Annotated in this window: 14 protein-coding genes; 7 read left to right on the forward strand and 7 right to left on the reverse strand. The window is 56.1% G+C overall.

Annotation, left to right across the window (positions count from 1 at the left end; all coding sequences use genetic code 11):
* The first annotated feature begins 31 nt into the window (after positions 1-31).
* Both FIU95_RS00815 and FIU95_RS00820 read left to right on the forward strand, forming a co-directional pair.
* Complete coding sequence (locus FIU95_RS00815; protein WP_152450594.1) at positions 32-370, forward strand: P-II family nitrogen regulator; 339 nt, start codon at positions 32-34, stop codon at positions 368-370.
* Positions 371-741: 371 nt separating this feature from the next.
* Positions 742-966, forward strand: coding sequence for a hypothetical protein (locus FIU95_RS00820; RefSeq protein WP_152450596.1), 225 nt, complete (start codon positions 742-744; stop codon positions 964-966).
* Positions 967-1,073: 107 nt separating this feature from the next.
* On the opposite strand, the gene FIU95_RS00825 is transcribed toward FIU95_RS00820, so the two are convergent.
* From FIU95_RS00825 to FIU95_RS00840, 4 genes are all read right to left on the reverse strand, one after another.
* Complete coding sequence (locus FIU95_RS00825; RefSeq protein WP_152450598.1) at positions 1,074-1,814, reverse strand: DUF484 family protein; 741 nt, start codon at positions 1,812-1,814, stop codon at positions 1,074-1,076.
* A gap of 78 nt (positions 1,815-1,892) precedes the next feature.
* On the reverse strand, positions 1,893-2,723 hold the full coding sequence (dapF, locus tag FIU95_RS00830) for a diaminopimelate epimerase (RefSeq protein WP_152450600.1): 831 nt from the start codon (positions 2,721-2,723) through the stop codon (positions 1,893-1,895).
* 124 nt (positions 2,724-2,847) lie between these two features.
* Entirely contained in the window at positions 2,848-4,101 is a 1,254-nt protein-coding gene (gene lysA, locus FIU95_RS00835; protein WP_152450602.1) for a diaminopimelate decarboxylase, read from the reverse strand.
* Positions 4,098-4,418 carry a lipoprotein gene (locus FIU95_RS00840; RefSeq protein ID WP_172975292.1) on the reverse strand — a complete coding sequence of 107 codons (321 nt, stop codon included), beginning with the start codon at positions 4,416-4,418 and terminating at the stop codon, positions 4,098-4,100. The genes lysA and FIU95_RS00840 overlap by 4 nt, the downstream gene beginning before the upstream one ends.
* A 105-nt stretch (positions 4,419-4,523) precedes the next feature.
* Between FIU95_RS00840 and cyaY the strand changes: the two genes are divergently transcribed.
* A complete protein-coding gene (gene cyaY / locus FIU95_RS00845) occupies positions 4,524-4,847 on the forward strand; it encodes an iron donor protein CyaY (protein WP_152450603.1) in 324 nt (107 codons plus the stop codon).
* An 80-nt stretch (positions 4,848-4,927) separates the two neighbouring features.
* Here the strand turns inward: cyaY and argH are convergent, their stop codons facing one another.
* Complete coding sequence (gene argH / locus FIU95_RS00850; RefSeq protein WP_152450605.1) at positions 4,928-6,346, reverse strand: argininosuccinate lyase; 1,419 nt, start codon at positions 6,344-6,346, stop codon at positions 4,928-4,930.
* An 89-nt stretch (positions 6,347-6,435) separates the two neighbouring features.
* On the opposite strand from argH, the gene FIU95_RS00855 reads away from it, so the two are divergent.
* Both FIU95_RS00855 and FIU95_RS00860 read left to right on the forward strand, forming a co-directional pair.
* Positions 6,436-7,593 carry a sensor histidine kinase gene (locus FIU95_RS00855; protein WP_152450607.1) on the forward strand — a complete coding sequence of 386 codons (1,158 nt, stop codon included), beginning with the start codon at positions 6,436-6,438 and terminating at the stop codon, positions 7,591-7,593.
* Positions 7,590-8,330: a LytTR family DNA-binding domain-containing protein gene (locus FIU95_RS00860; RefSeq protein WP_152450609.1), complete on the forward strand. Its 741-nt coding sequence runs from the start codon at positions 7,590-7,592 to the stop codon at positions 8,328-8,330. The genes FIU95_RS00855 and FIU95_RS00860 overlap by 4 nt, the downstream gene beginning before the upstream one ends.
* Before the next feature lie 99 nt (positions 8,331-8,429).
* Here the strand turns inward: FIU95_RS00860 and FIU95_RS00865 are convergent, their stop codons facing one another.
* Together FIU95_RS00865 and FIU95_RS00870 are read right to left on the reverse strand one after the other, a co-directional pair.
* Positions 8,430-9,581: a PilT/PilU family type 4a pilus ATPase gene (locus FIU95_RS00865; protein ID WP_152450611.1), complete on the reverse strand. Its 1,152-nt coding sequence runs from the start codon at positions 9,579-9,581 to the stop codon at positions 8,430-8,432.
* 47 nt (positions 9,582-9,628) lie between these two features.
* Positions 9,629-10,663 (reverse strand): type IV pilus twitching motility protein PilT, encoded by a 1,035-nt coding sequence (locus FIU95_RS00870; RefSeq protein ID WP_152450613.1) that lies wholly within the window; start codon positions 10,661-10,663, stop codon positions 9,629-9,631.
* Between the two features lie 69 nt (positions 10,664-10,732).
* On the opposite strand from FIU95_RS00870, the gene FIU95_RS00875 reads away from it, so the two are divergent.
* Together FIU95_RS00875 and FIU95_RS00880 are read left to right on the forward strand one after the other, a co-directional pair.
* The gene (locus tag FIU95_RS00875; protein WP_152450615.1) at positions 10,733-11,437 is read left to right on the forward strand and encodes a YggS family pyridoxal phosphate-dependent enzyme; all 705 of its coding nucleotides are present in this window, start codon (positions 10,733-10,735) and stop codon (positions 11,435-11,437) included.
* A 73-nt stretch (positions 11,438-11,510) separates the two neighbouring features.
* Complete coding sequence (locus FIU95_RS00880) at positions 11,511-11,795, forward strand: hypothetical protein (RefSeq protein ID WP_152450617.1); 285 nt, start codon at positions 11,511-11,513, stop codon at positions 11,793-11,795.
* The last annotated feature ends 8 nt before the right edge of the window (positions 11,796-11,803 follow it).

An 11,803-nucleotide genomic window follows, 5' to 3' on the forward strand; every position in this document is an offset into this window, starting at 1 on the left:
CAAAGAAGATAAACCAGGGGAAAGACACAAGATGAAATTAATAACGGCCGTAGTGAAGCCCTTCAAACTGGACGATGTGCGCACTGCCCTTTCCGAAGTCGGCGTCCAGGGAATGACGGTGACGGAAGTGAAAGGCTTTGGTCGCCAGAAGGGGCATACCGAACTCTATCGCGGTGCAGAGTATGTGGTGGACTTTCTGCCTAAGGTCAAATTGGAGCTGGCCGTCGATGACAGCATGGTCGATGCGGCTGTTGAGGCCATCACCAAGGCGGCACAGACCGGAAAAATCGGCGACGGCAAAATCTTTATTACCGCATTGGAAGAAGTGATACGTATCCGTACCGGCGAAACCGGTAGCGAAGCGGTATAACAATTGCCGTCTAATTTGGGTATTTTGTTTAATGATATCCAAGCGTTTTAAGCCCCGTAAGGGGCTTTAGCTTTTGCCCGCCCTCTTAAACTTGATCATGAACGCCTCCAACGAGTGGGTTTCTCCACTTCTGGCGCTTAAATCCCCATAACAAACTGCAATATCCCCCCGATTTTCTCCCAACAAAAAACTCTACGGGCTCCGGTGCCTGCAGCTGGCAGCGTGGTTAGTCAGTGCCTATATATTAATCGCCGCTTTTAATGCGGTAGGTGATTGTCACCCCGGTGGCTTTCAATTCCATTGACGCCGCGGGAAGGGGCGGCACAGAGGTACTCCCTCTGTAACAGGAGTAAGGGTTACAGGGTTTTGCTATGAAAGATGGTTATGAAGATCAGGGTAAGAACGCTCGCAATAAGGAAAGCGAAGAATTTGCCGAAGAGCGCTCCATTACCTCCCGTGAACGCGCCAGAAGCCAGCTGAGTTCCGATGTCGAGGAATTCTTAGCCAGTGGTGGGGCAATTAGTGAAGTTGATCCAGATGTCACCGCCGATCCCCCGCGCAAACCGCAACCTAAATACGGTAGTCGCCCTATTTAGCGTCCCTCAACTTTGCCGCCCCTGATATCAGGTTGGCGGCAAGATCTCTTCTCAAAGAAATCCTTATAGGCCTGAGCATATCGACTTGGCAGAGGCGCTGACCGCTCTCATGGGTTCAGCAGCCTGGGCAACAGGCGCTCCAGCACTTCGCCAATGTAAGAGAGAAACAGGGTGCCGAGGCTGGAGCGATAGTATTGTGGATCGGTTGATCCAACTGCCAGCATGCCCAGCTGGTTACCCAGTGGGATCACTGCGGCAGAGGCAACCTCCTGCCAGTTTTCACCAAATAGATACTCTTTCTCACCGGGGCGCAAAATTCCGCAGATTGGCCGGCCATTGCGCAATATTGCGCCAATGGCTGTTTCCGCGCTGGATAGCGTGCTGGTGCGTACTTCCCCGAGCCTGTCGGTTGGAATTGCGAGTGGCCCAAACAGGGTCAGGCTGGTGAATTCCACAGCGAAGTCGTTGGAAAAACTGCTGTAGAGAGCCTCAGTGGCCTCACCGATGGTCTGTGCTTCCAACAGGGCGAGGATGAGTCGGCGGCTGTTGAAAAACAGCTGGTCGTTGTCGCGGGCATTGTGTAGCAACTGGTCGAGGCGCTGGCGCATCTCGATATTGCGTTCGCGCAGCAGGTTGGTGTGATGTGTCATCAGCGACACGGTCTTGCCGTTTTCTCGCGGTAGTTTGATGGTCTCGAGCAGATCCATGCGCTCGACAAAAAACTCAGGATTTTGCATTAGGTAGCGAGCTACCTGGCGCGCGAGCAACTTGTCATCGCGCTGGGTTTCCCTGTGGTTGCCGGCGACAATCTCATCAGAAGTTTGATTGGCGTCTTTGTGTTCCATCATATTCTGTTCACATTGGCGCAGACGCGTGGTGAACCCTGTGCTCTATTGGAGGTGAGGCTCGCCCGCGCGCGAAGTTATTTAAATAATGATTTGCCCGTGGAAAACCGTAGTCGCGGGCCCGGTCATAGTAACTGGCTGACCCGGCCCACTCCAGTGGATCGTCAGGGGCCCGCCGGGAAGGCGGACTTCTACCTGGTCATCCACCAAGTTGCGCAGGCGGGCATACACCATGGCTGCGCAGGCACCGGTGCCACAGGCACGAGTCTCGCCTACGCCGCGCTCAAATACGCGTAGCTGCGCCTGGGTGCGGGAGTCAATTTGCAGGAAGCCCACGTTGACTTTCTGGGGGAAGCGGGGATGTGCCTCGATTGAGGGGCCGAGGGACTCTACCGGAGCGCTGTGAATATCGTCGACCAGAAGTACCGCGTGTGGGTTGCCCATGGAGATGGCGCCGATGGTGTAGGTCTCGTCATGAGCTTCCAGTGGGTAGCTATCCGCGCGACGATCGGCATTGAAAGGTATTTTCTCCGGCTCTAAAACTGGAGCGCCCATATCGACACTGACTTGGTCGTTATCGAGTACACGCAGGTGCAGCATTCCCCCAGCGGTCTCGACCGTGAGCCGCTTTTTCCCTGTCAGGCGGCGCTCGCGCACGAAGCGGGCGAAGCAGCGCGCACCATTGCCGCAGTTCTCCACCTCGCTACCATCGGCATTGAAGATCCGATAGCGAAAGTCCGCGTCAGGCCCCCGTGGCGGCTCTGCCAGTAGTACCTGATCGCAGCCGATGCCTAGACGCCGATTGGCGATTCGGCGAATTTTATCCGGGGACAACTTGAGTCTCTGGCTGATGCCATCGAGCATCACAAAGTCATTGCCGAGTCCGTGCATCTTGCTGAATTTAACGCGCATTCCATTTCTCTATAAGACTGATTGAGCCGGCCATCCAAGGGCTGCTCGCCACCGGTGACGCCGCTATTGTTGGCGCCCCGGTATTCTTTTGGGTGGTAATTAAGGGGAAGGATGACACAAACCGTCACACCTTTTCAGGCACGGGGGTCTCACCCCGAACCAGGTCGTCAAAGGTTTCCCGCGTGCGCACCAGGTAGCTATTCTCCCCATCCACCAGTACTTCCGCTGCGCGTGGGCGGCTATTGTAGTTGGAACTCATGGTGAAGCCGTAGGCGCCTGCAGACAACATGGCCAGCAGCTGCCCTTCGCGAAGGGCCAGAGCGCGATTTTTGCCGAGAAAATCCCCGGTTTCGCAAACGGGACCCACGATATCCCAGAGCGTGTCCTCACCGTCGCCCGGTGTGACTGGCACTATGTCCTGCCAGGCCTGGTAAAGGGCGGGGCGCAGGTTGTCGTTCATGGCCGCATCGACAATAGCGAAGTTGTGTCCTTCAGTGTGCTTCAAGTACTCAACCCGGGTTAATAAAACGCCGCCGTTGGCAGCAATCGAACGACCCGGTTCCAGTATCAGTCCCAGCTGGCGTTCGCCGATTCGCTCCAGAACTGCTTGCAGATAGTCTGCAACCACTGGGGGTTCTTCACCCCGGTAACGGACCCCGAGGCCGCCACCCAGGTCCAGGTGTTCCAGTTGGATTCCCTCAGAGGCGAGGGTGTCCACCAGTGCCAACAGGCGGTCGAGGGCATCGAGAAAGGGTGCCACTTCGGTAAGCTGGGAGCCGATATGGCAATCTACTCCGGTCACTCTCAGGTGCGGCGAGCGCGCTGCGTATAAATACACATCCAGGACACTATTGATCGCGATGCCGAATTTGTTTTCCTTGAGGCCGGTGGAAATATAGGGATGGGTTTGCGCATCCACGTCCGGGTTGACCCGCAGCGAGATTGGGGCGACAGCCTCGCATTCCGCTGCCACCTGCTCAAGACGGCGCATTTCGGCTTCCGACTCGATATTGAAGCAGTGCACCCCCACTTCCAAACCGCGGCGCATCTCCTCTGCAGTTTTGCCCACACCGGAAAATACAATTCGCGAGGGGGCTCCTCCTGCCAGCAATACCCTCTCAAGTTCTCCCCCCGAGACGATATCAAAACCAGCGCCGAGCTGGGCCAAAAGAGACAGGATACCGAGATTGCTGTTGGCCTTCACCGCATAGCAGATCAGGCCCGGATGGCCGCCCAGTGCCTCGGCATAGGCTTGATATTGGCGCTCGAAGTGGGCGCGGCTATAGACATAGGTGGGGGTTCCGAAACGCTCGGCGACCTCTTCCAGTGATACCTGTTCCGCCCACAGGCTGCCTTGGCGATAACTGAACTCACTCATTTCTGCGGTGCTTGCTCCTCTGGGTAGCCCTCTTCCGGGTAGTCTTCCGGCTCAGGGTAATCTTCAGGTTGCGAATAGTCGTCCGGTTCGGAATATCCCTCCGGCACAACAACTTCCCCTGCAGGGGCAAGTACAGGCTCATCCGGCTCCACCGCAGTGCTGCTGGTAGGCACCGTCGTGGGTGGGCCAGTGGTGATAGCTGGCGCGGGTTCGGCCGGCGCCTGGGGCAGGTACAGCGGTCCCTTCTGGCCGCAGCCGCTGAGGAGTGCAGACGCACTCAGCAGGGCGTAAAGGGGGAGGAGCATTTTTTTCGGCATGGGTGACATCCTGCACTCGGGCTTTAGAGCGGTGTTCGGCAAAAGCCTGATAGTATAGCGAGCCAATAGATTGAACACAGCAGACGGTAACAGAAGTAATAAAAGATGAGCCAGACGGAATATGAAGCGGCCATTGAGCACACACTGATGGCGATTGAGGATGCCCTGGACAATTGCGACTGGGATATCGATTACGAGCGCAGCGGTGCGGTGCTCACCCTGACATTGGAGGATAACGGCAGCCAGGTAATTCTCTCCCGGCAGTCTGCCAATCAGGAGCTCTGGGTCGCCGCCAAGTCGGGCGGTTACCACCTGGCTTTTACCGCGCCCGGCTGGAAGTGCAGCACCACTGAGGAAAATCTGCCTACCCTGCTCAATCGCGTGTTGACAGAGCAGCAGGGGGAGCCGGTCGATCTGGGATTATCATAGTAATCCCGGTTTACTGATCGGCCGAACCCCAGGCGCCCGGATGCAAAAAACCGGGCGCTTTGCCCTGCTGGAACTCGTTCTCAGTGGCGTTCTTCGATTTGCGCCCGCGCTCGCGCACAGGCGCTGCGAACCTGATCGGGAGCGGTACCGCCGATATGGTTGCGGGCGGCTACCGAGCCCTCCAGGGTCAGCACTTCAAAGACATCCTCGCCGATATCCGTGGAGAATTGTTGTAGCTGCTCCAGGCTCAGTTCCGCCAGGTCTTTCTGCTGTTCAATGGCAAAGGAAACCGACTGGCCGACGATCTCGTGGGCATCGCGGAAAGCAATGCCTTTGCGCACTAGGTAGTCCGCCAGGTCGGTGGCAGTGGAGAAACCCTTGGCGGCTGCCGCTAGCATATTTTCTTTTTTTGCCTTGAGTGCGGGCACCATATCTGCAAAGGCGCGCAGGCAGTCCAGTGCGGTGTCGGCGGCGTCGAACAAAGGCTCTTTATCTTCCTGATTATCTTTGTTGTAGGCCAGCGGTTGGCTCTTCATCAGGGTCAGAAGTGCAATCAGGTGGCCGTTCACACGGCCGGTTTTGCCACGCACCAGTTCGGGCACATCCGGGTTTTTTTTCTGCGGCATGATAGAAGAGCCGGTGCAGAAACGGTCCGGCAGGTCGATAAAGTCGAACTGGCTGGAGGTCCAGAGCACCAACTCTTCGCTGGCGCGGGACAAATGGGTGAGTAGCAGGGCGGCGAAGGCGCAGAATTCAATAGCGAAATCCCGGTCGCTCACCGAGTCCAGGGAATTTTCGGTCGGGGCATCGAAGCCCAGCAGTTCGGCAGTGCGCGCGCGGTCGATTGGGTAGCTGGTGCCCGCCAGGGCTGCGGCACCCAGGGGCGAGCGATTGACCCGTTTGCGGCAATCCATCAGGCGTTCAAAATCCCTGCTGAGCATGGCATTCCAGGCCAGCAGGTGGTGGCCGAAGGTAACCGGTTGCGCGCTCTGCAGGTGGGTAAAGCCGGGCATAATGGTATCGGCTTCGCGTTCGGCCAGGTCTACCAACCCGGTTTGCAGCCGCGTTAATTCGGCTCCGATTAAATCGATGCGGCCGCGCAGCCACAGGCGGATATCGGTAGCGACCTGATCGTTGCGGGAGCGGCCAGTGTGCAGTTTTTTACCGGTGGCACCGATGCGCTCGGTCAGGCGTGCCTCGATATTCATGTGCACATCTTCCAGCTGCACCGACCAGGGAAAATTACCCGCCTCAATCTCCGCAGCGATCTCTTTCAGGCCATCGGCAATCTGGTGATACTCATCACCGCTCAATACTCCCACCTCGGATAGCATCTGTGCATGAGCGAGGGAACCCTGGATATCTTCCAGCGCCATGCGCTGATCGAAGGTGACTGAGGCAGTGAATCGCTCTACGAAGGCGTCGGTGGCTTCGCTGAAGCGGCCGCCCCAGAGTTTGGCGGCGGGATTAGTGGCGGAGTCGGGTTTGTCGTTGCTCATGGTTTTCCTGGCTGCAGTGAGGTTAAAGGCCGGGGAGCTTGGTGGTATCGTGCGCTTTGAATACAGGGACAATCAAGAATAACAACTGCATGTCACTTCCCAGGCCGCCGGGCATTATATCGCAGAAAATTCGAAAAACTGACATCAATAACAAGGATTCTGCGCTTGCTGGGCAGGTGCCTTTCCTGCCGGATTTGTGCAGTGTTACCGCACTGGCTGTACTGGTATTGATGGGGGAACTACTGGCGCTGGTGCTGGTACTCGCCTTGGATGGGCTGCGCGACTTCAGTTGGCAGCGTCTTGGCTTGGTGTCCCTGGTGATTCAGTGGGTGATATTGCCCTGCGCCGCCGTGCTTTGCCGACTGCGCCCCTATCTAGCCAAATTACCCCACAAACATGCCGGCGCTATCAGCTTTATTGCGGTGTTGGGCGTGCTTGGGTTGGTAATGGGGGGGCAGCGCTATGTGCGTGCTCAATTGCTGCAGGCAGATTTCGACTGGTGGGGCCTGGCCAGCGACTGCCTGCTGGGGGCTATCTGCGCCGGGGTGGTATTGCGCTACGCCTATTTACAGCAGCAGCTGTACAACCAGCAACAGGCGGAGCTGGGTGCGCGTATTGAGGCGTTGCAGTCGCGCATACGGCCGCATTTTTTGTTTAACAGCATGAATAGCCTGGCCAGCCTGATCGCGGTAGACCCGGACCGCGCTGAGCGTCTGGTGGAAGATTTGTGCGTGTTGTTTCGGGCCAGCCTGGCCGACCCAAAGCTGGTGCCGCTGTCGCAGGAAATACAATTGTCCCAACGCTACCTGGAGATTGAGGCCCTGCGCTTGGGCGAGCGTTTGCAGCAGCAATGGCAGCAACAGGGTGCTCTGGAGGATATACAGGTACCCAGTATGTTGTTGCAGCCCCTACTTGAAAATGCCGTTCTGCACGGTGTGGCTCAGCTGCGTGAGGGCGGAACAATTAAAGTGGCCGCAAAAACCGAAGACGGCGCATTGCGTATTGATATTGAAAACCCACTTCCGGCGGAAACTGTGCGTTCCACCAGGGAAAGCAACGGTATGGCGGTGGAGAATATTCGCCAGCGCCTTGCGGCCTATTACGGTGATCGCTTCAGGTTTACCGCCGGTCGGGTGAATGGCCACTACAGGGTAAACCTACAACTACCCTTATTTCCCCGGGAAGTGGTTCAGCGTGAAACAAAACCAGCCATAAATTCCAGTAGAGACACTGAGGTGATGGAGTGACCCAGTTGCGAGTTTTGATCGTCGATGATGAACCCCTGGCCCGCGCGCGCCTGCAGCGGCAGTTGCCTACAATCGAAAACTGCATTCCGGTAGGTGAGGCGGCGGATATTGATTCCGCACTGATACAGGTGCAGATACTGGACCCGGATCTGGTATTGCTCGACATAGAAATGCCCGGCGGCAGTGGCTTGGAATTGGCCCAGCAACTTTCCACCCGCGAGTGCCCACCAGCGATAATTTTTTGTACCGCTCACGATGAGTTCGCCCTGCCGGCTTTCGCTACTGCTGCAGTGGGTTATCTGCTCAAGCCGGTTAGTGTTGAACAGCTGAGCCAAGCGCTGGTAAAGGTGCAGCGCCTCAATAAACCCCAACAAAAGCTTGTCAATAGTGACGAGAAGGATCCTGGTCGCAGCCGTATCAAAGCGGTGAGCCGTATGGGGGTGGAGCTGCTGGAAGTGGACAGCATTCGCTGTTTGGTTGCCGACAGCAAATATGTGGTGGCCCATCACCCTGGTGGCGAGACGATCCTTGATGAGTCATTAAAAGAGTTGGAAAGCGAATTTGGTGATCGCTTTGTACGAGTACATCGCAGTGCATTGGTGGCAGTAGCGTTTATTACAGGCCTACGTAGAGATGGAGCGAATTATCGGGTGGAGCTAGAGGGGGTAACGCAGGCACCACTGGTAAGCCGGCGTATGCTGTCTTCGGTTAAATCGCTGATTACCGAGATATGTTGAGTATTTATCTTTTCCCTGGTGAAAATAACGAAAAAAAGCGGGCAAAATGCCCGCTTTTTTTCTTACAGTATTAATTGCATAAACCTGGGGGATTAAGGGTTAGTAAAGCTGCGGTCCACCATCGCCGTACTCAGAGTCATTTTGCAAACTCAACTCACCGGCGGCGCTATTCAAATACTCTGCATCGGATTCCGATTTGAGCTTGATCATCAGGCGCAAGTCGTTGGCGGAGTCGGCGTGGGCGAGGGCGTCCTCGTAAGTAATTTCGCCGCGATCGTAGAGTTCGTACAGGGCCTGGTCGAAGGTCTGCATGCCCTGTTCGCCGGAGCGTTTCATCAACTCCTTCATCTTGTGCACCTGGCCTTTGCGCACTAGGTCTGACATCAGCGGTGTATTGATCATAATTTCCAGACAGGCGCGGCGGCCGTCGCCATCCGGTGTTGGCACCAGCTGCTGGGCGACCATGGCCTTAAGGTTCAGGGATAGATCCATAAACAGCTGTTGGTGACGGTCTGCCGGGAAGAAGTGAATGATCCGGTCGAGGGCCTGGTTGGCATTGTTGGCGTGCAGTGTACACAGGCACAGGTGACCGGTCTCGGCGAAGGCAATGGCGTGTTCCATCGTCTCGCGAGAGCGCACCTCACCAATCAGAATGACATCCGGCGCCTGACGCAGGGTGTTCTTCAGAGCGATTTCGAAGGAGTCGGTGTCCAGACCCACTTCGCGCTGGGTCACAATACAGCCGCGATGCTGGTGAATAAATTCGATCGGGTCCTCAATGGTGATGATATGACCCTTGGTGTTCTCATTGCGGTGACCGATCATCGAGGCCAGGGAGGTGGATTTACCGGTACCGGTGGCGCCCACAAAAATGATCAGCCCGCGCTTGGTCATGGCCAGATCTTTGAGTACATCCGGCAGGCCGAGGCCGTCAATGGTGGGGATTTTTGTTTCGATGCGTCGCAGCACCATACCCACCAAGTTGCGCTGGAAGAAAGCCGACACCCGGAAACGACCTACGTTGCGCACTGCGATGGCGAAGTTTAATTCCTTTTTTTCGGCGAACTCACGACGCTGTTTCTCATTCATGGTGCCCACCACCAGCTCGCGTGCCTTTTCTGGAGTGAGTGCACTGCTGCTGCAAGGCACCACGCGGCCGTGCAGTTTGATGGAAGGCGGTACACCGGCGGTGATAAACAGATCCGATGCACCTTTCTCTACCACCAGCTGTAGGAGTCTTTCTATATCCATGATTGTTACCGCGTATTATTTTTTGACTGAAGAAGGGCCGGTAATGCTTAGAAGTTTTCCGGCATCTTGGCTTTTTCCCGCGCGACTTCGCGGCTGACGATACGGCGAGCCACCAAGTCTTCCAGGCACTGGTCCATGGTCTGCATACCGACGCTGGCACCGGTCTGGATGGCGGAGTACATCTGCGCGATTTTGTCTTCGCGGATCAGGTTGCGGATTGCCGGGGTGCCGCGCATGATTTCGTGGGCGGCGACACGGCCACCGCCGTTTTTCTTCAGCAGTGTCTGCGAGATTACCGCCTGCAGGGATTCCGATAGCATGGAACGCACCATGGCTTTTTCCTGCGCCGGGAACACATCCACCACCCGGTCGATAGTTTTGGCGGCGGAGGTGGTGTGCAGGGTGCCGAATACCAAGTGGCCGGTTTCCGCTGCGGTCAATGCCAGGCGAATAGTTTCCAGGTCACGCATCTCACCCACCAGAATGATATCCGGGTCTTCACGCAGGGCCGAGCGCAATGCTTCTGCGAAGCCGTGGGTATCTCTATGCACTTCGCGCTGGTTCACCAGGCATTTTTTGGATTCGTGCACGAATTCGATGGGATCCTCAATGGTGAGGATATGCTCGTATTTGTTGTCGTTGATATAGTCCATCATCGCGGCGAGGGTGGTGGACTTACCAGAGCCGGTGGGCCCTGTGACCAAGACCAGGCCGCGCGGAGTATCGGAGATCTGTTTGAAAACTTGGCCCATGCCCAGATCCTCCATGGTTAAAACCCTGGAGGGAATGGTCCGAAATACTGCACCGGCACCGCGATTGTGGTTAAAGGCGTTCACACGAAAGCGCGCTACACCGGGCACCTCGAAAGAGAAGTCGGTCTCGAGAAATTCTTCGTAGTCCTTGCGTTGCTTGTCGTTCATGATCTCGTAGATCAGGCCGTGCACCTGCTTGTGTTCCATGGCCGGCAGGTTGATACGGCGCACATCGCCATCCACACGGATCATCGGCGGCAGGCCTGCGGAGAGGTGCAGGTCCGAAGCGTTTTGTTTGGCGCTGAAGGCGAGGAGTTCAGTGATATCCATACTGCTACCTTATGGTTCTTGTTTGGGCTCAGGTAAAATCGCCACTCATTTCGGTAAGGGCCTCAGTATATGCGCAAAGCGACAATCGTCGAAAACCTGAATGCAGTAGGTGAGCGGATTGTGACCTGCTGCAACAACTGCGATCGCGATCCTGCAGAAATCACTCTGCTGGCGGTTTCCAAAACCCGCCCGGCGGAGGATTTGCGCATCGCTTATGCGGCCGGCCAGCGTCACTTTGGCGAAAACTATTTGCAGGAAGCCCTGGAAAAACAGGATGCCTTACAAGATCTGGATATCCACTGGCATTTTATCGGGCCCTTGCAGTCGAATAAGTCTCGCGCAGTAGCCGAGCGCTTTGATTGGATGCATACGGTGGATCGTCTGAAGATCGCCCAGCGTCTGTCATCCCAGCGACCAGCTAACTTGGCTCCCCTCAATATTTGCCTGCAGGTCAAAATCGATAATGAGCAGAGCAAGTCTGGCATAGCCCCACAGGATTTGGAGACACTGGCGCGGGAAGTGGTGCAATTGCCCGGGCTGCGCCTGCGCGGTTTGATGGCGATTCCTGCGGCTCGCCAAAACGTACAAGAACAGTACGAGCCTTTTGCTGAGATGGCGCGCTTGCTGCAGTCTCTGCAAGAGTTATTTCCCGATGAGGCGCTGGATACACTTTCTATGGGGATGTCTGCCGATATGGAAGCGGCGATTGCCTGCGGCGCGACCATTGTGCGCATCGGCACAGATATTTTTGGCGCACGCAATTACTCTGAGTGAAAGATCCTATTTTTTACCCGAGTGCTTGCCCGAAGTTCTGGGGCTATGTTCGTGGGGAAAGTGTAAGAGACCAATGAAACGCTCAGGGACACTCGAGGTGATATTGCTGGGGTTGACGCTATGCGCAGTGATTTCCCTGTCTATCGCGCACACCCTGCTGGTGACCTGGATGGCCTTGGAGTGGTTGGCTTTTCTTTGTCTGCTTTCCTTTGCGCTACCTAAGGTCACTTTAATCACCAATTTTCTAGACCGCACCATCTCCCAGGCCCTGTGGCCTGAGAGCCGGCACTGGCTGTGGATGCTGGCCATAGCGCTCAACCTGATCGCAGTTGTGGAAACATTGAGATTGAAGCCTTAAAAAAATAA

The sequence above is a fragment of the Microbulbifer sp. THAF38 genome (assembly GCF_009363535.1).
In the GTDB taxonomy this organism is placed as follows: domain Bacteria; phylum Pseudomonadota; class Gammaproteobacteria; order Pseudomonadales; family Cellvibrionaceae; genus Microbulbifer.

Coding starts and splice junctions, on each gene's coding strand:
- FIU95_RS00870 (WP_152450613.1), bottom strand. CDS start 10,663: ATGGATATCACTGAACTCCTCGCCTTCAGCGCCAAACAAAACGCTTCG.
- FIU95_RS00840 (WP_172975292.1), bottom strand. CDS start 4,418: ATGCCGAAAAAAATGCTCCTCCCCCTTTACGCCCTGCTGAGTGCGTCT.
- FIU95_RS00855 (WP_152450607.1), top strand. CDS start 6,436: ATGTCACTTCCCAGGCCGCCGGGCATTATATCGCAGAAAATTCGAAAA.
- FIU95_RS00865 (WP_152450611.1), bottom strand. CDS start 9,581: ATGGATATAGAAAGACTCCTACAGCTGGTGGTAGAGAAAGGTGCATCG.
- cyaY (WP_152450603.1), top strand. CDS start 4,524: ATGAGCCAGACGGAATATGAAGCGGCCATTGAGCACACACTGATGGCG.
- FIU95_RS00880 (WP_152450617.1), top strand. CDS start 11,511: ATGAAACGCTCAGGGACACTCGAGGTGATATTGCTGGGGTTGACGCTA.
- FIU95_RS00825 (WP_152450598.1), bottom strand. CDS start 1,814: ATGATGGAACACAAAGACGCCAATCAAACTTCTGATGAGATTGTCGCC.
- argH (WP_152450605.1), bottom strand. CDS start 6,346: ATGAGCAACGACAAACCCGACTCCGCCACTAATCCCGCCGCCAAACTC.
- FIU95_RS00875 (WP_152450615.1), top strand. CDS start 10,733: ATGCGCAAAGCGACAATCGTCGAAAACCTGAATGCAGTAGGTGAGCGG.
- FIU95_RS00815 (WP_152450594.1), top strand. CDS start 32: ATGAAATTAATAACGGCCGTAGTGAAGCCCTTCAAACTGGACGATGTG.
- dapF (WP_152450600.1), bottom strand. CDS start 2,723: ATGCGCGTTAAATTCAGCAAGATGCACGGACTCGGCAATGACTTTGTG.
- lysA (WP_152450602.1), bottom strand. CDS start 4,101: ATGAGTGAGTTCAGTTATCGCCAAGGCAGCCTGTGGGCGGAACAGGTA.
- FIU95_RS00820 (WP_152450596.1), top strand. CDS start 742: ATGAAAGATGGTTATGAAGATCAGGGTAAGAACGCTCGCAATAAGGAA.